Below are 18850 nucleotides of genomic sequence, written 5' to 3'. Positions count from 1 at the left end.
GACCCAAAAAATTCGATATCCTGTAACTATCGTTTTTAACGATAGTTATATATCCAAATTATCAACTATTTCTCACTTTGTGATTCTTTTAGCATAATTTGTTAATTTTGTTTTAAAATTTTTCGACGATGTTGCGATTTACATGGCCTGGCAAACAGGGCAAAAGCGCGCATACTGCATGGAAAAAATTCATATGAAGTTTATAAAAAGATGCTCTGTTTTGATGGTTTTTCTCTCCGTACCCACTTTTTCTTCAGCTAATACGTCAGACGAGCTTAAACTTGGCAACGCGCCAGTGGAAGACATTGTTAAAGCAATGACGCTAGATGAAAAGGTAATGCTTGTTCGAGGAACGGGTATGGCCATGGAAACCGGTGGGCCGCAAGTCGGTGTAACTAAAGATAAAGTGCCTGGCGCCGCAGGAACAACGTATGCGATTGAGCGACTAGGTATTCCTTCCATCGTTTTTGCCGACGGACCTGCAGGTTTGCGTATCTCGCCCACTAGAGATGACCATGAAGCAACCTTTTACGCCACTGCTTTTCCTATCGCCACCTTAATCGGTTCAAGCTGGAACCTTCCTCTTGTTCAAAAATTTGGGCAAGCCGTAGGTAATGAGGCCAAAGCGTACGGCATTGATGTGATGCTAGCGCCTGCATTGAATATACACCGGCATGCAATGGGAGGGCGGAACTTTGAGTATTTTTCTGAAGATCCCGTTATAAGTGGAATGATGTCTGCTGCGTATGTTGAAGGCCTGCAATACCAGGGGGTAGGTGCAACGCTAAAGCACTTTGTTGCTAACAACCACGAATGGAATCGTGATCAAATTGATGTAGAAGTGGATGAAAAAACGTTTAGGGAAATCTATTTAAAAGGGTTTGAAATTGCCATAAAAGAGAGCGCACCATGGGCGTTAATGTCTTCGTACAATAAAGTAAATGGCGAATATACATCAGAAAGCAGTGCTATTTTAACGGACACCCTTCGTCACCAGTGGGGGTTCGACGGCATTGTGATGACGGATTGGTTTGGTGGCGATAATCCCGTAAAGCAAATGTCGGCGGGCAACGATTTACTGATGCCTGGTATGGATCATCAAAATGCTATCATCAAAGGTGCCGTTGAAAACGGTGCACTAGAAGAGTCTGTTTTAGATCGTAACGTTAGCAATATTTTGAATCTAATTGTCAAAACCCACTCGTTTAAGAAAAGCACGATCACCAACAACCCCCCCCTTCAAGAACATGCCAAACTCGCTCGCGAAATCGCTACAGAAGGGATGGTACTGCTTAAAAATGAACACCAGGCACTACCTTTACAGGCTGGTGCTTCAGTTGCGTTGCTTGGTAATAGTTCGTATCAAACAGCGATTGGCGGCACTGGCAGTGGCGATGTTCATGAAGCTTACAGTATTTCAATAGCGCAAGGGCTTAAGAACGCAGGAATACATTTAAGCGAGGAATTATCATTACGTTACGATAAACACATTGCAACTGAAACTGCCAATTTGCCTGTATCCCACCATCCTTTAGCGGACATGATGCCAAGCCCTGCACTAGGTGAATTAGACATATCAACAACAATGGCTGAAGCGCTTGCACAAACCCACGATGTTGCCATCTTTACTTTAGGTCGCAATTCAGGAGAGTTCGTAGATAGAGAGCGTGAAGACTTTTATCTTACAGAACATGAACAGGCTCTTTTGACTGAGCTATCACGCGCTTTCTCGGCCAAAAACAAACCTTTTATCGTTCTTTTAAATGTTGGCGGTGTAATCGAGACGCAGAGCTGGAAAGAAAAAGCTGACGCCATATTGCTTACTCATCTACCTGGACAAGAAGCGGGTAATGCTGTGGCTGATATACTTACTGGTGAAGTAAGCCCGTCAGGCAAGCTTGCATCAACATGGCCACTTAAGCTTGAAGATTATCCATCAGATAAAGGCTTTCCTGGTTTTATCACCGATAAAGAAGCAGAACCAAATGGCATAACCGGCTCTCAACCATCTAAAGTTGTTTATCAAGAGGGGACACGAGTAGGCTACAGGTACTTTGATGGAGCGAACGAAGCGGTAGCATTTCCTTTTGGCTTTGGCCTGTCATACGCTAACTTTAGCTATCAAAACGTGTCTTTAAGCAGTACGTCTTTTTCAGATGAGGTGAAAGTTAAGGTAACGGTTACTAATACCGGGGAGGTGCCAGCCAAAGACGTCGTTCAGCTTTATATTGGTGCACCACAAGGCCCACAATCCTTAATTAAAAAGCAGTTGAAGCATTTCGCTAAAACATCGCTGTTAGCGCCCAAGGCGTCAGAAGATGTAGTGTTTACCTTAACCGCAGAAGATCTCATGTCGTTCAATACAGAAAAGAACGCTTGGTACGCCGAGGCCGGGTTGTATGACGTGCATCTTGCTTCTTCATCTAAAAACATTTTCTCAACCCAGCCCCTTGAGTTGAAAAGCCCCATTTACCAGCCGCTTTAAAGGAGATTGCGATGTTAAGAAAACTTATAGCGATAGCATTATTAGCGGCGAATACGTCACAGGTAATGAGCGCTGAATTTAATGAGCAACGAGACAGCGAAAAGCCGAATATCGTTCTTGTTGTGGCAGAAGATTTAAGCGCGCGTATTGGTGCCTATGGTGACGACGTTGCGCGTACGCCAAATTTAGACAGCTTGGCTAACGAAGGCGTAATGTTCAACAATGTGTATACCATGGCTGGTGTTTGCGCACCATCTAGAGCGGGGCTTATCACTGGTGCTCCGCCACACAGAGTAGGCCTTCAGCATATGCGTACTGCAGACAGAGAGTATTTTGGTGTTCCGCCTGCACAGGTCAAAGCCTATCCTGAAATTCTTCGTAAAAATGGCTACTTTACTTACAACGATATCAAGACCGACTACCAATTTGCCAAAGGTGCCGTTGGCGTGGGGCCTTTTACTATTTGGAGTGCTAACGGAAATGTTCGCAACCCTGAAGACTCGCTAGTGCCTTCGGCATGGAGAACACATGACCTGCAGGGTAAACCGTTTTTCCTAAACTTAAACCCTTTTATTACACACGAGTCAGCGCTGTTTATACCAGAAAATACGCCACCTCATTTACAGCAAATGAACCAAATTAGTGAAGGGATCCGCGCAAACTACCAATTCAGTACACCCGACTTAGATAAAATTACGGTGCCTCCTTATTTAGTCGATACAAAAGAAACGCGGCAGGAAATCGCGAGGTTTTATGAGAATATCGAGGTGATGGACCAACAAGTTGGGGCTGTCATCGAGAATTTGAAGAAAGATAAACTGTGGGACAACACCATCTTTATATTTACCACCGACCATGGTGATGCGTTGCCTCGCAGTAAGCGCGAAGGGTTAGTATCAGGTATCAAAGTGCCAATGATTATGCACATTCCTGAAAAATATAAACCTGATTGGATGCCAGGAAGTGGCCAAATGATAGACAGGTTAGTGTCTTTTGAAGACATAGCGCCAACCCTGTTGGGTTTTGCAGGCATCGAAAGGTTGCCCTATATGCAGGGAATTGATTTGTCTGATGACGCACCGGTCAAACGGCACTATATTTTTGCTGACCGTGCCAGAATGGACGCTGTCGATCTTCGCTCTTACTACGTGTTAGACGAAAAATATCAGTACGTACGCAACTACGCTACCCAACCAAATGGCTCTGAAATTAAATTCAGAAACGTACTGTCATCAGTTAAAGCGTTGAACAATGCTAAAGCGAGCAACACGCTTACAGCCCAGCAGAAAAAATGGTTCGACAGCAAGGAGCCAGAGGAGCTTTATGACTTATCAAAAGATGCCGAGCAGCTTGTTAACTTAGCGAGCAATCCTGATTACGCCCATGTCCTGTCGCGTTTCAGAGAGCAGTTGGATAACTGGCGTAATCTTGGTAGTGACTACAACTTAATTGAAGAGAGCGTATTAATTCAAGATAGCGGAAATCGTCATGACGCGCAGCAAACAACCCTTCCTGCCGTTGCCGAGATTGATGAGATCACAGGTAAAGTTTTCATAGCCCCTAGAACAGAAGGTGCATCCATAGGCTATAGCTATGACAACAAAGTATGGCAAGTTTATGATAAAAGCTTTGTACCAGATAGTGCGCACAATAAGCTTTTCATCAAAGCGGTACGCTATGGCTGGGCAGAAAGTGAAGTTATCACATTAATGTACTAGCCACCACTAAGCTGGCTCTGCAAGGCAGCGCCAGCGCCTTCAAAGGGATCTCTCTGTAAAAAAATCTGCTACAGCCTTCTAATCCGGCTGTAGCTATTTTTGTAATCTCACAATACCTAACTATTTGCTACCTCTTATTCCTTAAAACATTTGCCTTGCGATAAAAAGTACATCTAGCTCGCGGCGAGCCGGAGAGAGAACGCATAGCTTAGACCAGCACGTATCAGTGAAAAGCTCGCTCATGAATATGTCACATGGGCCTTTTATGAGCACATACAGTAAGTATCGCCATTGCCAATACCTGTATATCGAGGCGAACAATTATCCTTCGAATCCTATGCAAATTACTATCAAGTGAGATAAGCGGTAGAGACAATAAAAACCAGAAGGGGTACTTGTATGACTGCTTTAGATAAACAAGGCGTAGCGGCGTCTAAACATGGTGTGATTTTAGTTTTAGCAGCCATTATGCCCACTATGGCAATCATTTCTTTAGTACCAGTTTTGCCGCTATTTATGAAAGAATTTGCCTATATAGAAGGCGCTGAATTTCTAGTACCAATGGCAATGACAATCCCCGCGCTTTGTGTAGCGCTGTTCTCTCCCATAGCCGGATGGCTATCAGATAGAGTTGGCCGAAAGCCAGTGTTGCTTACCGCGCTAATCATCTATGCATTCATTGGACTTGCACCCTTCTTCCTCACTAATTTGTTCCATATTATTTTATCTCGCGTGGTGTTAGGTATGGCAGAGGCTGCCATTATGACGGTCGCAACAGCACTCATTGCAGATTACTACACGGGTAAAGCACGTCAGCGATGGGTAACAATACAAATTGCCAGTGTCAGTATTAGTGCAATAGTACTTATTGCCTTTGGCGGTATTTTAGGTGAGCTGTTAGGCTCAAGAGGCCCTTTCTTATTGTATATTCTCGCTCTACCCATAGCCCTCTTAGTCCACCGGGTTTTGTTTGAACCTTCCGCGTCTTCTAAAAATACCGCATCCGGCGTGAGCACGCCGTGGCGCGACATTCTTCCGATACTTATAACAACGTTATTTGTTGGTGTAATCTTCTATACCATCATCGTTAAATTAGGAGAGATATTAGCGCTATCAGCCGAGGTGTCACCAGGTGTCATTGGGGGGATTGGTGCCGCTGCGAATATCGGTGTTGCGCTAGGGTCTATCGCATTTAAAAAAGCCAAAGGGTTAACTGGCCCATCGCTTATAGCTGGTGGTCTAATACTAGCTACCATGGGCTATGTGGGCGCGGCGGTTTCCACGTCGTTGGTTATGACTTCTGTATCTGTGGTGATAGCCTGCTTGGGCTTTGGCTTGTTACTACCCACCACACTCAACTGGGTATTGAAAGTGCTACCAGTAAATGTTCGCGGAAAAGGCACTGGACTGTGGACTGGCGCATTTTTCCTTGGGCAATTTAGTGCGCCAATTCTGGTTACCTTACTTCAGGTAGAGTTTGGTGGTCTGTATAACGTATTGATGCTATTTGCGGCGTTAGCGTTTTTGGCCGCGCTACTAGCGCTTGTAAAAACAAAGCATGCGCAGCCGCTTGTTGCCAAATAGCCGATAATTAAGATTCTCTGCGAGCCCTCATGCACCTAGGGCCTACATTTTTCTAGGCTTGTATAGCTTATACGTATTGGAATTAAATAAGTCGATATGATTGATAGTGGCAAGAGAGTGCTCTTTTAATAAAGCCTCCACACGCGCACTTTGGCCTTTGATCATGGCATCTGCAATAGCATGATGCTGTGTATGAGCGTATTTGAGGCGATGAAACTCTCTGTCTAGTTGGTTCGGGTCGTATGCAATGGCACTTACCGAGGCGAAAGGAAAATGTTCATTTAGCTGCAACGCACTTTTAATCGACGTGTTTCCGCTTGCGTTGATAATAATATCGTGAAACGTTTCGTTCATCTGTTGATATGCTTCTATGCCAGCCTCATCAATGCTGCCATCAACAAATAGTGCATCTCCTTGTGCCAAGCACGCTTTTAGCTGTTCAATTGTGTGCTCGCTGCATCCTATCTCAACCGCTTGTCTGGCTGCTAGCCCTTCAAGTACACCGCGCACTTCTACCGAATTCGTAATTTCTGTGACCGTGACTTCTTTTACTCGATAGCCTCTAGCAGGAAGCTTTTCAAGAAGTCCTTCCTGCGCTAAAGAGCGCAGCGCAATACGAACCGGGGTTCTTGATACTCCCAAGGCTTCTGCAGCTTGCGTTTCTGCCAGACGCTTCCCAGTAGGAAATTCACCCATCAATATTTTCTCTCGAAGAATACTTACTACGGCTGGGTTCGTTTTTGTCTCGCTCATAATTCACTTACATACATCGAAATTGGATCCAATTTACCGTTTTTAATCAGTGCAACTCAAGCCCTGTTTCCTGCTAATTGGCGATTATCAAGGGTGCTTAGGACCTTAAAGGACACGTTATTTAATTATTGGATCCAATTTACGTTTAAATAACTTGATTTTAACGTGTTATGGCATATATTGGATCCAATTTTGGATGGGGACAACAATATGAAAGAAAAAATTTATCCGCTAAACACATGGTATGTAGCGTGTTATTCACATGAAGTAAATTCTGACAAACCATTAGCACGTACAATTTGCGATGTGCCGCTGGTTTTTTTCCGTGATAGCAATAAAACCGTTGCTGCAGTAGAAGATTTTTGTCCCCACCGCGGCGCACCTCTTTCGCTAGGCTATGTTGAAAATGGAAAGTTGGTGTGTGGCTATCATGGCCTAGTGATGGGAAGAGAAGGTAAAACCGACGCTATGCCCAAGCAGCGGGTAGACAAATTTCCTTGCATCAAAGCGTTCAAAGTCGTCGAAAAGTACGGCTTTATCTGGCTGTGGCCGGGTGAACAAGACCTTGCAGATGAAGATGCGTTACCTAATCTATTTTGGGCTGATAGCCCTGACTGGGCTTATGGTGGTGGGCTGTATCACATTAATTGCGATTATCGGTTAATGGTAGATAACCTGATGGATCTCACGCACGAAACCTACGTGCACTCAACAAGTATCGGGCAATCAGAAATAGAAGAAGCACCAGTAAATACAAAAGTTGAGGGTGCACAGGTTGTGACCTCACGCTTTATGGAAAATATTGTAGCCCCTCCATTTTGGCAAGCGGCTTTGGAAGCTAATGATTTACCTAAAGAAGGAAGCGTAGACCGATGGCAAGTTTGTCGCTTCGACTTACCCAGCCACATTATGATTGAAGTGGGTGTGGCAGTGGCGGGAGAAGGCGGTATCAATGCGGCACCAGATAAAAGGGCTGGCAGTATCGTTGTCGACTTTATTACGCCAGAATCTGACCAATCCATACATTATTTTTGGGGAATGGCACGAGATTTCAAAGTTGATGATACAGCACTAACTGAGCAAATTAAGCAGCAGCAGGGAGCGGTATTTGCTGAAGATCAAGAAATCTTAGAAGAGCAACAGAAGAACTTAAACTTATATCCCGATAGGCAGCTTCTCATGCTGGATATCGATTCTGGCGGTGTTATGGCCAGAAGAATGATAACCCGCGCTATCAAAGCTGAAAGCCGTTAAGTCACGGGAGATAAAGTTTATGCAAAACGTAAAGATAACACTTAAAGAAAAGCTCACCGATAACATTACAAGGCTTAAACTAAGTGCCGTTGATGGTACAAGTCTGGCGTCATGGGAACCCGGTGCACACATAGAACTGCATCTAGCTAATGGATTACTCAGACAATACTCCTTGTGTGGCGCTTTTAACAATAGCGACTATGAAATTGCAATTCTGCGTGAAAGTAATAGCCGTGGTGGCTCATCGTTTATTCACGATGAGTTGGAAGCAGGTCATGAGCTACAAATTAGTGAACCCAAAAATCACTTCCCGTTTACCCACACCGCTAAGGGTACTACAGTGCTATTTCTTGCCGCAGGAATTGGCATTACGCCTATTTTGCCTATGGCAGAGTTATGCGAGGAAAAAGGGCTGCCCTTTGAATTTAGTGTGTGTGCAACTAATTCCTCTGCAATGCCATACGGCGAAAGAATAAGGCAGTTGCCAAATACGAAGTTCTACTTTTCTAACGATACTCAGTCGTCTCGACTTAGTGTAAAGGACTATTTGAAAAGTAAATCTACCCATATGCCTATTTATGTGTGCGGCCCTCAGCGATTTATTGACGATGTTATAGAAAGTGCACTTGCGCTTGGTTGGAATGAGGCGCTAATAAACCGAGAGTACTTTTCAATCGATAAAAGCAGCCTTGAAAGTGACGAAGATAAAGCTTTTGATGTCGAGATAAAAAGTACCGGTCAAATAATTCACGTTCCCGCAGATAAAACCATTCTTACCAAATTAGAAGACAGCGGCATTTTTCTTCCTGTTGCGTGTGAAGAAGGGGTCTGCGGTACATGCGTAACAAAAGTTCTGGAAGGTGACGTCGAGCATCGTGATGTGTTTTTAAACGAAGAAGAAAAAGCGGATGGCGCCTTGATGACACCGTGTTGTTCTCGAGCAAAAGGCACAAAGCTGGTATTGGATCTTTAACTTTAACAGGTTTTAGTTTTTTATATTTAAAGCAAAAAAGCTAGCAGTAAACTGCTAGCTTTTATTTTATAAGCACTTTAAAAGATTAGATAGGCTGTGCTAAAGCAATAATAGATTCGCGCATAATTTGTGTGTGCTCTTCTTTATCGCCACCTTCTATTTCTATATGACATAAGCGAGCAGAGTTTTCGACAACCATTCTACAGCGCTCCCAGCGTCTTTCTAAGAACGAATTGAGTGCCTGTTCAACTGTAACATCCTTTGCTAACTCTTCAGCTAAAACGATGGCACTTTCAATGCCTATGCACGCCCCTGAAGCTAAATGCGGAGTGGTTGCGGCCACAGTATCACCAATCAGCACCACTCTTTTTCTATGCCAGGGGGCAGGTACTAAAAGATTACCCAGAGCTCGAAAATCGATAAGTGAATTTTCGTTCAGCATATCTTTAAACTGATTAACCATGGGGGCAGGGAAGGTACCCATTAATTCTTTCAGTTTTTCAACGTAAGTGGCAGGGTCGTATTTAGGTCTTTCCTTCTTGTCTTCTGTCAAAAACAAGTACATTTCATCTTTAGACATAGGGTTAACACCAACTTTCAAGTGCGGACCTACCCACATCATTGTATTTTTTACTTCAGGAAGTTTTGGCAGCACAGCGCGCCACACACCTTGGCCGATATATTTTGGTGCTTCAACTTCAGGAAATACATCTTTACGTACTTGTGAGTGCACGCCGTCTGCACCGATAACTAGGTCGTAGGTTTTGGTCGTACCGTCGGTAAAACTGACTTCTACTCCCTTATCGGTATTAACCATTTCTTTATAGGTACAGCCTAAGCGCACATTCGCGCCAGACGCCAGGGTTTTCTCGGCAAGGATCTTCGCAAGGGTGGGTCGCATAATTGCGCCTGCGCCTGGTATGCCCTCAGCGTTGGCAACAGAGGGAGTAGGGACATGCGCTAAGTGCAAACCGTGCGGCGCAAACAAATCTAATCCGTTGTGTGCATGACCTTGCTCTAAAAATTCATCCAATATCCCAATCGTTTTGAATGCTCGTAAGGTTGCACCGCCAATGCTGATACCCGCGCCGTCTGTACGCCAGTTTTCATCTATCTCTACTAAGTCTGTTTCTATATTGCGCTTTCTTAATTCGATAGCGGCGGTCATACCTGAAAAACCGCCCCCAATTATTAAAACATTGCTCACACTTGATTTCATAATTTAAAGGCCTTTATTGTTTTTTTTGAAATCCAAATTTGTTGGTTTGATTCAATTCGTATGGGTATTTTTTGAATTCGTTGATGTTTACAAGGTCCTTGAATACAAACACCCGTCGCTATGTCGAACAGCGCGCCATGTGCAGCACAAACAATATGCTCGCCTTTTACATCAGTGTACTCATGTCGCTTCCATGGAAGTGTAGTACTGTTGTAGTGAGGGCAAACATCTAAATAAGCGAAAAACTGGTTGTTTTTTCGAGTAACGAAGAACGTATCTTTACCATTTTCGCTTATTTTAAACCCTTTTGCCTTCCCTTCCGGAATCTCTTGGGTACTGCACACTAAGTGTTCGTCCATAACGGCAGTCTATTTAGCAGGTGGTCCACCTGAAGGTGCCCACTTCTCTCTATGTTCTAACAAAAAGATTTGAGAGTAGTCTGGCCCCATGTTCGCTGCGCGCTCCTGCCACGTGTCGTCATGTTGATCCATATCGGCATCAAATTCCATATTGCATCCAAACGGACTTTTGAAATACCAAAACCAGTTCGAACCATAAATGTGGCGACCGGGCCCCCAAAAGCTCTGATAACCTTTGTTCACCATGTTGGTTCCCGCCCTGACAACATCTGTCGGGCCGCCAAGATGGAACGTAAAGTGCTCAATACCTTTCATATGGGGTGGGGTTTTGATAAAGAATAACGTGTGATGGTCTGTTGTCCCTGCCGGGCGCATAAACGCCCCAACACCATTAAATCGGTCAGTGGTTTTAAAGCCCAGGCGCTGCTCGTAAAACTGTTCCATAGCGGCTGAGTCAGGTACAAAGTAAACCACGTGAGATAACGAGTGAATATTAGGTGGCGTCGAATCGTCTACCCCGTTGATATTAACGCCACGGTTAATATCGCCCGGCGCATTCACTTTTTCTGATGGTAAATCTGTAGAAGTGCGAACGGTAATTTGAAAGCCTAAAACAAAGCCTAAATCGTCGACAGCTTCAATACTTCCGTCAGAAAGTACCTTTACTTCTCTGTCTTTAGACAATTCAGCGTTAATGGCATCTAAACTCGCTTGATCCGGAACGCCATAAACCGTTTTTCTGATGCTAGCTCCGGTTTCTAACGGCGCAGGTAACGACGGGTCGTCTTTCAACCGAATTTCTAAGCCAGTACCGTCTTGTGCCACAAAATTGTGTTCATCTACTTGTTTAAGCCCATAATCCAAAACGAACTGTGTTGTTGCGTTTGTGTCATCTACACCAAAGACAAGTTTGTCTAAGCCAATAATATTCATCGTTATTTCCTTCTAGGCAGTACGTGCGTTAAAGGTTTCAGCAACCCAGTCCGCGATGTATTGACCCGCGTTAGCGCTGTTATCGAAGCTCGAGTGTTGAACACCACCTTCTCGCTCGGTAAAAATCTTAAGTTCGCGTTTCGGGCTGTTTATAAGCTGCTCATAGGTTCTTTCTGCCCATTTAAGAGGGATTTGTGAGTCCTTCGAACCATGGGTGACCAAAAATGGCACTTTGATTTTTTCAACTTGACCGTCTAAGTGCACTTTCTCGGCGATTTCCATGAATTCTTCCATGGTTTCTGCACCCCATACCCATTTCACGTGCGCCCAGTAATGCGGCACTGGGAAATCACCTTCCTTTTCTAAGCGACGCTTCTGAACATCTCGCCAGTCATGGTTTGCACCCCAGCAAACACCCAAGGCTAAACGTGGCTCGTTAGCGACGGCGCGAGGGCAGAAATAACCGCCAAGCGACACGCCTTCCATCCCAATGCGATTGCTGTCTATCTCTTCGCGCTGTTCAAGCCAATCAACAGCTGGAGACGTCCAGTGCTCGCTGTCGTAACGGGCATTAAGGCCCTGTAGTCTTAGCGCTTCACCTGTTCCAGGCTGATCTAAAATCAACGAAGAAACCCCACGCTTGGCAAGCCAACCCGGTAAGCCAACGCGATATTTCATTTCTTTGGTTGAGTCTAAGCCGTTAACTTGGATTAACACGGGGGCGGGGCCTTCTACATTTTCAGCTCTGACATACAGTGCTGATATGTGTTTGCCTTCATAAGGAATTTCCACACGCTCGCAGTTTTCTTTGCCCAAGGTAATAGATTTTTGAAAAAGCTCGAGCTGATGCTTGTACAACTCTAGGCGTCCTGGCGCTTTGTGGGCTTGTAGGCGTTCGCACGTAATTAAGTACGAGGAAGCACGGTTGTATTTTTCAGCCGCTGAAAACAATCGGCCTCGGCTTTCATCTTCTTCAGCAAGCTCGACGAGTTTATTTGCCATTTTTGCCCAGGTATCACGAAATGCCTGCACACCTTCTTTGTCGGGTTGTTTTGCCGCTTCTTTTAATGGCGCACACATTTCTTCAATTTCGCCAATACGTGCACCCATTTCTATGGCCAGGTCGACTGACAGGTTCCAAACATAGTTTGTCGGGAAATATTTAAACATTGTAGTTTCCTGATTTTTCTGCGGCGCAAATGCGCCAAGTTAGCTCTGATAATTTATTTTTTTATAAATGCAACTGCGCGAACAAAGCCTGCAGAGGCGTGTTTAATTTTGTAAGGAAAACAAGAGATCAAAAATCCAGTTGCGGGCAACGCTTCAAGGTTGCTCAATTTTTCCATTTGACCGTAACCAATATCCCGACCTGCTTTATGACCTTCCCAAATTAAGGAGGCATCGCCGGTCTCGGCAAAGCGTTCACGTGTGTATTTGAAAGGAGCGTCCCAACTCCAGGCGTCAGTGCCCACCACTTTTACGCCTCTTTCAAGCAAATACATTGTGGCTTCGCGGCCCATGCCGACCCCTGCGTCTAAGTAACCTGGTTCGCCAAATATCTTGCCCGCACGGGTGTTAACCACAACAATGTCCAGCGGCTGTAAATCGTGATTAATGCGTTGCAGTTCTTTTTCCACATCGCTGGCAGTAATAACGTAACCGTCTTCAAAGTCGCGAAAATCTAATTTCACACCTGGTTGAAAACACCACTCTAGAGGCAGTTCATCAATACCGAATGCCGGCTTACCGCCATCAGTAGTTGAGGCATAGTGCCAAGGCGCATCCATATGGGTACCGCTATGGGTGGTTATTGCTAGTCTTTCTGCTGCCCAAGATTCGTTGCCAGGTAACTGATCGAGGGTTAGTCCCGGAAACATTGACGCCATTTCGGGCCAGCCTTCTTGGTGGTCCATATAATCAATTTTGGGCAATAAAGGCGGTGGGTCGGTGTGGGGGTTATTATCTAAGGTCACCGACAAGTCGATAATTTCGTACTCTCTTGGGTTAAACATTCGAAGTCTCCAACTCTACGTTTTGGATAATGTCGCCAAACAAGCTGAAGCCATTTTTATCTGGCGCTCGCATCGTTATTGTTTCGCCCACTTTTAAGAAAGGCGTCTTGGGTTCGCCAAATTGAACAAGCTCTTTCGCGCGGAGTTCTGAAAGGCAGGCTTGGCCTTTGTTAGGTGTGTTATCAGATACCGTTCCCGAACCAATGACTGAGCCAGGTGGAAGGCTTCGTGCTACAGTTATATGCGCAATGAGCTGGTCAAACCCAAAGAACATTTTTGCGCCATCAGGTGCACCAAACCACTCGTTGTTTCGGTGGATTTCTAAAGGTGCACAGACCTTTGAATCTTGCCAATGCTCACCAAGTTCATCTGGCGTAACGGCAATAGGTGCGAAGGCTGTGTCGCCTTTTGCTTGTACAAAGCCAAATCCCGTCTTCATTTCGCGGGGGGCTAGGGCACGGAAACTGACGTCATTTAACATGACGACCAAGCGAATGCTCTGCTTGGCCTCTTCTTGTGAAGCGCCTATAGGAACATGGCCGGTTATGACGCCGAACTCACCTTCAAAATCGATACCGTGTTCTTCTTTTGCGGCAAAAAGCGGTTCGCGTGGCCCCCTAAACGAAATGCCAGAGCCTTGGTAAACCAAAGGGTATTTGTCGGCGCCTTCAATAGGATCTAAGTTGAAGGCTCTTTGCATTAAGTGCCCGTGATTTAAATAGCAAGAGCCGTCAAGCCAGCTCCAAGCGCGGGGTAGGGGCGCTAAACATTGCTCGGGCTTAAAGTGAGACGCATTATTCGCGTTCCCATTATTAAGTAACTGATATCGCTCGTTAAGCTTGTCATAACACGCATCCCAATTATCCAGTGCAAACTGCATAGTAGGGGCAATATCACTAACCTCTGTACACAAACTATGGTCCTTAGAAACAAGTACTAGCTTGCCATCAGGCCCATTGCTTTTGAGTGACGCTAACTTCATTGAATAAAGTCTCTTCGTAATTAAAAGTTTTAATTATTGTTAACAGAAGATGGTAGTATTCAGAGTTACTAAGCAAAAATCGTTTGTGCCGATACGTGATATCTCAAAAACCGTTGGTACAAAATAGGTAGATAAGTTCTCGGGGTAGAAATGCGGTACGAAAAACTAGACTTAAACCTGCTGGTGGCGTTAGAAGTTTTGCTAGAAGAAAAAAACATTACGAAAAGCGCTTATCGACTGCACCTTTCGCAGTCGGCAACAAGTGGTATTTTATCTCGTTTGAGGGACTATTTTGATGATGATTTGCTTGTACAAATGGGTAAGCAAATGCACATCACGCCACTTGCCGCTGAAATGCAGCAGCCAGTCAGCGAAGTGCTAAGCACTATTAGAAACCGCATTATAGATAAGAAAATAAACACACCAGAATTATCAAATCGCAACTTCAAAATTATTGCGTCAGACTATGTAATGCAGGTGGTGCTGGCTGATTTATTGGCCTACGTCACGAAAGTAGCGCCGAACATAACATTTGAATTTATGTCTACTTTTGCCGGTGATTTAGACAACCTCGCAAAACAAGGCGCTGACCTTATTATTGCCCCTTCTGCTTTCATGCTCGATGGCTATTCATCCCAAGAAGTTTTAGATGATGAGTTCGTTTGTATAGCGGATGAAAACAACAGCAAGCTAAATGGCCAAATTACCCTAGAACAATTCTCAGACATTGGCCATGTAACCATTGGCTATGAAAAAGCGAGTCAATTGAGCATAGAGAAATGGATGGTAGACTCAGATGAAGTTAACCGCCGCGTAGAAGTCATCGTCAACGATTTCTCTAGTATGTTTTTTACAGTCATAAATACCGAAAGGGTGGCCCTAGCACCAAAGCGTCTTGCTGAAATTAACGCAAAACATCTCCCTATAAAGATTTATGATATTCCGTTTAAAACGCCACAGTTGAATGAGTCTATGATGTGGCACCCAAGTTTAAATAACGACCCGCTACACAAGTGGCTGCGAGAACAAATTCTTAAACATAGGCCCTAAAAAGGTTATAAAAAAGGCTCTACGACCTAGTATTACTGCTGCCTAATCCCCCAGCCGTTGGGGCTTGCTCAATACAGCGTTAACCGTTGTCCCATAATGGTTAGTGCTGTATTTGTACCAAAACCATGCGTTTACTCACCTTCGACAAAAATCTATGAAATGTACAAATATTGATGCGCTTTCGCCATTATAAAAGCAGGGCGCATTCATATAATAGAGGTACGTTTTAATTTGGAATACGTCTAATGACTTGGCAGAAAAAAGATTACGAGGACATTCCTGGTACCTATGTGTTCGATGGTAAGCGCGCTCACCCTGCTTATGCTCTAAATAAGCTACTGTTTTCTTTTAACAACGAAGAAAACAGAACGGAATTTGATAAAGACCCTGCAGCCTATTGTGACAAGTATGGGGTTAAAGGTGAGTATAAAGACGTCGTGGTAAATTCTGATTTTCTACAAATGCTTAGATTAGGCGCCAACATATACTTTATGGCAAAAATGGCTATTCCTCGCGGCGTGTCTGTACAAGACGCAGGTGCCGCTTTTCAAGGTATTACAACGGAAGAATTTAAGCAGAACTTGATGGCCAAAAGCGACGGTCTTATAGAAAAAATCACGAAAAAAGGAGACTACTGGAATGGCTAAAATCATTGGTGGAATAACCAGTTCGCACATACCTGCCGTTGGCAACGCTATTACTGAAGGTCTTCAGCAAGAGCCTTATTGGAAAAGGTTTTTTGACGGGTACGGACCTGCGAAAGACTGGTTAAATGAAGTAAAGCCAGATCTGGTGATTGTTGTATACAACGACCATGGCTTAAACTTTTTCTTAGACACCGTTCCAACCTTTGCTTTAGGGTGTGCAGATGAGTATCACAATGCCGATGAAGGGTGGGGCTTAAAGCCGGTTAACCCGTTTAAGGGTAATGCACCACTTTCTTGGCATATTGCAGAGTCGCTTATTGAACAAGAAATAGATATCTGCACCTGCCAGGAAATGAAAGTCGATCATGGTTTCGTTAATCCTATTCGCGCGTTGTTTGGCGATTGCGAAGAGTGGCCGGTAGAAGCTATTCCGCTTGCTGTAAATACAGTACAGCACCCAGTACCAACGGCCGCCCGTTGTTTAAAACTAGGCAAGGCGTTGGGTAAAGCACTGGAGTCATATCCTGAAGACCATAAAGTTGTGATATTGGGTACGGGCGGCATGTCGCACCAGCTTCAAGGCGAACGAGCCGGTATTATAGACGTCGACTTTGATCTTGAGTGCATGGATAAGATAGCTGAAGAACCTGAGTGGATGACACAGTTCTCAAATGCTGAAATTATGGAGCGAGCGGGAACAGAAGGTATTGAAACCATAATGTGGCTGGTCATGCGCGGTGCGCTAAAAGACGATGTTAACGTGATACACAAGCATTACCATGCACCTATTTCAAATACGGGCGCAGGTGTGTTGGTTTTAGATAATCGCTAAGATAACGCGGCGTACATAACGCCGTAAGCATAGCGTAAACAAAAAGCGGCGAGTACGTGTGAAGTACTCGCCGCTTTTTATTTAGCAGTATTAAAACTCTTCTGTATCTATATCAGCCTGTGCAGCGGCCGGATATCTTGGGCCTTGCACCGTTTCTTGATTAATTAACTGACCGGCGCGCACTAATATATTGCTATCAATGGTTAATTCGCTCGCCCGCAAATTCTCCTCTAAATGAGTGATAAAGCGGGTGCCGGGTAAAGCGTGTATATAGTCTGCTTGTTTCAAAACCCAATGAATGGCCAGTTGCGCGGGTGTACATTCAGCTTCATTTGCTAAGGCTGCAAATTGGGTAAATATACGTCGGTTTTGCACCCAGTTTTCACCTTGGAATCGAGGCATTCCCCGCCTAATATCACCACTATCTAAGTCATCAATATGGGCAAATGTATTACTTAAATATCCACGTGCTAAAGGGCTAAAGCCAACGAAAGCAACGTCTAGTTCTTCGCATTTTTTCAGAACCGCAATTTCTGCATTACGTGTCCACAGTGAATACTCGGTTTGCATCGCGGCTATTGGGTGAATGGCGTGCGCTTTAACAAGCGTTTCGGCAGACGCTTCAGATAAACCAATCGCGCCAATCTTGCCTGCTTTAACCGCATTTGCCAACGCGCCAACACTGTCTTCTACCGGCACGTTAGGGTCAATCCTGTGCAAATAGTACAAGTCGATAAAGTCGGTTTGTAAGCTTTTTAACGCATTATTAAGCGTAGCCTCTATAGCTTTAGGCGAGCCATCAATAGTGCGCTTGCCGTTCACGCCAGTCATCCCGCACTTACTGGCCAGCAAAATCTTGTCTCTGAAGGGTTTTATCCCTTTTCCGACAATGCGCTCATTTTCTCCGAAGCCATATAATGCCGCAGTATCAAAATGATCGACGCCTAAATCATAAGCTTTGTGTAGTAAATCGATAGCATCATTTTCGCTGAGTTTGCCAGAATAGGCATGGCTAAAGTTCATACAACCAAAGCCAATCTCACCCACCTGTTTACCCAAAAGATTACGCGTTTTAATAATCGCCTCCAACTACGCTAGCTGTTGCTCAAGGTCATGAAGCACTTTATAGCAGCCCAATACGCTCGCTACGCTAGCATTGGGTTGGCGGCCTTCTTTTATCGCGCTAATAAATTCGCGGTCTTGTAGCTCAATACCATTTAATGATACATCAACGGTAGACACATCAATTGGTTCTTCATGGCCGTTAACAAGGTCGTCGTATCTTGCGATATAAGTGCCGTTGTCGCAGATGTATCGGAAGAATGTACCTAACGGTCCGTCATTATTGAAAGATAGTGAAAGGGTACAAATAGCGCCATTTTCAGCTTGAAGCTGAATTGACATATCCATAGCAATACCCAGTTCAGGGTGAATCGGCCCCTGTACGGCGTTCGCTTTTACAATAGGCGAGCCTGCTTGGTAGGCAAATAAATCAACCGTATGAGCAGCGTGGTGCCAAAGCAAATGGTCTGTCCAAGAACGAGGCTCACCTTTCGCATTAATGTTTTTGCGACGAAAGAAATAAGTTTGAACGTCCATTTGCTGAATATTCAATTCACCCTTGCGCAAACGCTTGTTTAGCCATTGATGAGACGGGTTAAAGCGGCGAGTATGACCCACCATGCATACCAAATTAGACGCTAGTTGTGCATCCATGACGGCTTGAGAGTCTTCCCAACTGTCGGCGAGCGGTATCTCAACTTGTACGTGTTTGCCCGCCTGCATGCATAAAATAGACTGCTCGGCATGCATCTGGGTGGGGGTGCAAAGAATAACGGCATCGGCATCAGAGGTTAGTGCCTCTTCAAGTGTGGTGTACACATGGGGAATCTTGTACTCATCGGCAACCGCTTGCGTTTTTTGCGGGTTTCGGCCCACTAAACCGACAACCTCAGCATCATCAATTTTGCTCAATGCATCTAAGTGCTTTATGCCAAAAGCGCCAGGACCTACGACTATAATTTTCATAAAATCTTCCTCAATTTCAAA

At 44.7% G+C, this 18850-nt stretch carries 17 protein-coding genes; 8 read left to right on the top strand and 9 right to left on the bottom strand.

Translation table 11 applies throughout. From position 1 onward, the window contains the following. Positions 1-193: 193 nt before the first annotated feature. From ACXAER_RS09690 to ACXAER_RS09680, 3 genes are all read left to right on the top strand, one after another. A complete protein-coding gene (locus ACXAER_RS09690; RefSeq protein WP_474828766.1) occupies positions 194-2485 on the top strand; it encodes a beta-glucosidase in 2292 nt (763 codons plus the stop codon). Between the two features lie 11 nt (positions 2486-2496). After that, positions 2497-4203 carry a sulfatase family protein gene (locus ACXAER_RS09685; RefSeq protein ID WP_474828763.1) on the top strand — a complete coding sequence of 569 codons (1707 nt, stop codon included), beginning with the start codon at positions 2497-2499 and terminating at the stop codon, positions 4201-4203. Between the two features lie 399 nt (positions 4204-4602). Beyond that, positions 4603-5787, top strand: coding sequence for an MFS transporter (locus ACXAER_RS09680; protein WP_474828761.1), 1185 nt, complete (start codon positions 4603-4605; stop codon positions 5785-5787). 42 nt (positions 5788-5829) lie between these two features. Here ACXAER_RS09680 and ACXAER_RS09675 read toward each other — a convergent pair whose 3' ends face one another. Further along, entirely contained in the window at positions 5830-6540 is a 711-nt protein-coding gene (locus ACXAER_RS09675) for a GntR family transcriptional regulator (protein WP_474828759.1), read from the bottom strand. Between the two features lie 210 nt (positions 6541-6750). On the opposite strand from ACXAER_RS09675, the gene ACXAER_RS09670 reads away from it, so the two are divergent. Together ACXAER_RS09670 and ACXAER_RS09665 are read left to right on the top strand one after the other, a co-directional pair. After that, positions 6751-7794: a Rieske 2Fe-2S domain-containing protein gene (locus tag ACXAER_RS09670; protein ID WP_474805514.1), complete on the top strand. Its 1044-nt coding sequence runs from the start codon at positions 6751-6753 to the stop codon at positions 7792-7794. A gap of 19 nt (positions 7795-7813) precedes the next feature. Beyond that, positions 7814-8767 carry a PDR/VanB family oxidoreductase gene (locus tag ACXAER_RS09665; RefSeq protein WP_474828757.1) on the top strand — a complete coding sequence of 318 codons (954 nt, stop codon included), beginning with the start codon at positions 7814-7816 and terminating at the stop codon, positions 8765-8767. A gap of 85 nt (positions 8768-8852) precedes the next feature. Here ACXAER_RS09665 and ACXAER_RS09660 read toward each other — a convergent pair whose 3' ends face one another. Genes ACXAER_RS09660 through ACXAER_RS09635 form a run of 6 tightly spaced genes read right to left on the bottom strand, consistent with a single transcriptional unit; the run spans position 8853 to position 14272 of the window. Next, a complete protein-coding gene (locus ACXAER_RS09660) occupies positions 8853-9986 on the bottom strand; it encodes an FAD-dependent oxidoreductase (RefSeq protein ID WP_474828755.1) in 1134 nt (377 codons plus the stop codon). After that, positions 9983-10345 carry a Rieske (2Fe-2S) protein gene (locus ACXAER_RS09655; RefSeq protein WP_474828753.1) on the bottom strand — a complete coding sequence of 121 codons (363 nt, stop codon included), beginning with the start codon at positions 10343-10345 and terminating at the stop codon, positions 9983-9985. Before ACXAER_RS09655 ends, ACXAER_RS09660 begins: the two co-directional genes overlap by 4 nt. A gap of 9 nt (positions 10346-10354) precedes the next feature. Then, positions 10355-11278, bottom strand: coding sequence for a VOC family protein (locus tag ACXAER_RS09650; protein ID WP_474828751.1), 924 nt, complete (start codon positions 11276-11278; stop codon positions 10355-10357). A 12-nt stretch (positions 11279-11290) separates the two neighbouring features. Then, positions 11291-12448: an alpha/beta hydrolase family protein gene (locus tag ACXAER_RS09645; RefSeq protein WP_474828749.1), complete on the bottom strand. Its 1158-nt coding sequence runs from the start codon at positions 12446-12448 to the stop codon at positions 11291-11293. Positions 12449-12501: 53 nt separating this feature from the next. Next, entirely contained in the window at positions 12502-13290 is a 789-nt protein-coding gene (locus tag ACXAER_RS09640) for a cyclase family protein (protein WP_474803103.1), read from the bottom strand. After that, positions 13283-14272, bottom strand: a complete 990-nt coding sequence (locus tag ACXAER_RS09635; protein WP_474828747.1) for a fumarylacetoacetate hydrolase family protein — start codon at positions 14270-14272, stop codon at positions 13283-13285. Before ACXAER_RS09635 ends, ACXAER_RS09640 begins: the two co-directional genes overlap by 8 nt. A 150-nt stretch (positions 14273-14422) precedes the next feature. Between ACXAER_RS09635 and ACXAER_RS09630 the strand changes: the two genes are divergently transcribed. From ACXAER_RS09630 to ACXAER_RS09620, 3 genes are all read left to right on the top strand, one after another. Continuing rightward, positions 14423-15322 carry a LysR family transcriptional regulator gene (locus ACXAER_RS09630; RefSeq protein ID WP_474828745.1) on the top strand — a complete coding sequence of 300 codons (900 nt, stop codon included), beginning with the start codon at positions 14423-14425 and terminating at the stop codon, positions 15320-15322. A gap of 245 nt (positions 15323-15567) precedes the next feature. Further along, positions 15568-15969 carry a protocatechuate 4,5-dioxygenase subunit alpha gene (locus ACXAER_RS09625; protein ID WP_474828743.1) on the top strand — a complete coding sequence of 134 codons (402 nt, stop codon included), beginning with the start codon at positions 15568-15570 and terminating at the stop codon, positions 15967-15969. Beyond that, complete coding sequence (locus ACXAER_RS09620) at positions 15962-16801, top strand: class III extradiol dioxygenase family protein (RefSeq protein ID WP_474803091.1); 840 nt, start codon at positions 15962-15964, stop codon at positions 16799-16801. The genes ACXAER_RS09625 and ACXAER_RS09620 overlap by 8 nt, the downstream gene beginning before the upstream one ends. Positions 16802-16891: 90 nt before the next feature. On the opposite strand, the gene ACXAER_RS09615 is transcribed toward ACXAER_RS09620, so the two are convergent. Both ACXAER_RS09615 and ACXAER_RS09610 read right to left on the bottom strand, forming a co-directional pair. Then, complete coding sequence (locus tag ACXAER_RS09615; protein ID WP_474828741.1) at positions 16892-17848, bottom strand: aldo/keto reductase; 957 nt, start codon at positions 17846-17848, stop codon at positions 16892-16894. Between the two features lie 42 nt (positions 17849-17890). Then, on the bottom strand, positions 17891-18829 hold the full coding sequence (locus ACXAER_RS09610; RefSeq protein WP_474803085.1) for a Gfo/Idh/MocA family oxidoreductase: 939 nt from the start codon (positions 18827-18829) through the stop codon (positions 17891-17893). Between the last annotated feature and the right edge of the window lie 21 nt (positions 18830-18850).

This window comes from Alteromonas sp. AWJ4_199 (assembly GCF_056159165.1).
The sequence above is the reverse complement of the archived record's forward strand: the minus strand, read 5'-3'. Positions and strand labels throughout refer to the sequence as shown.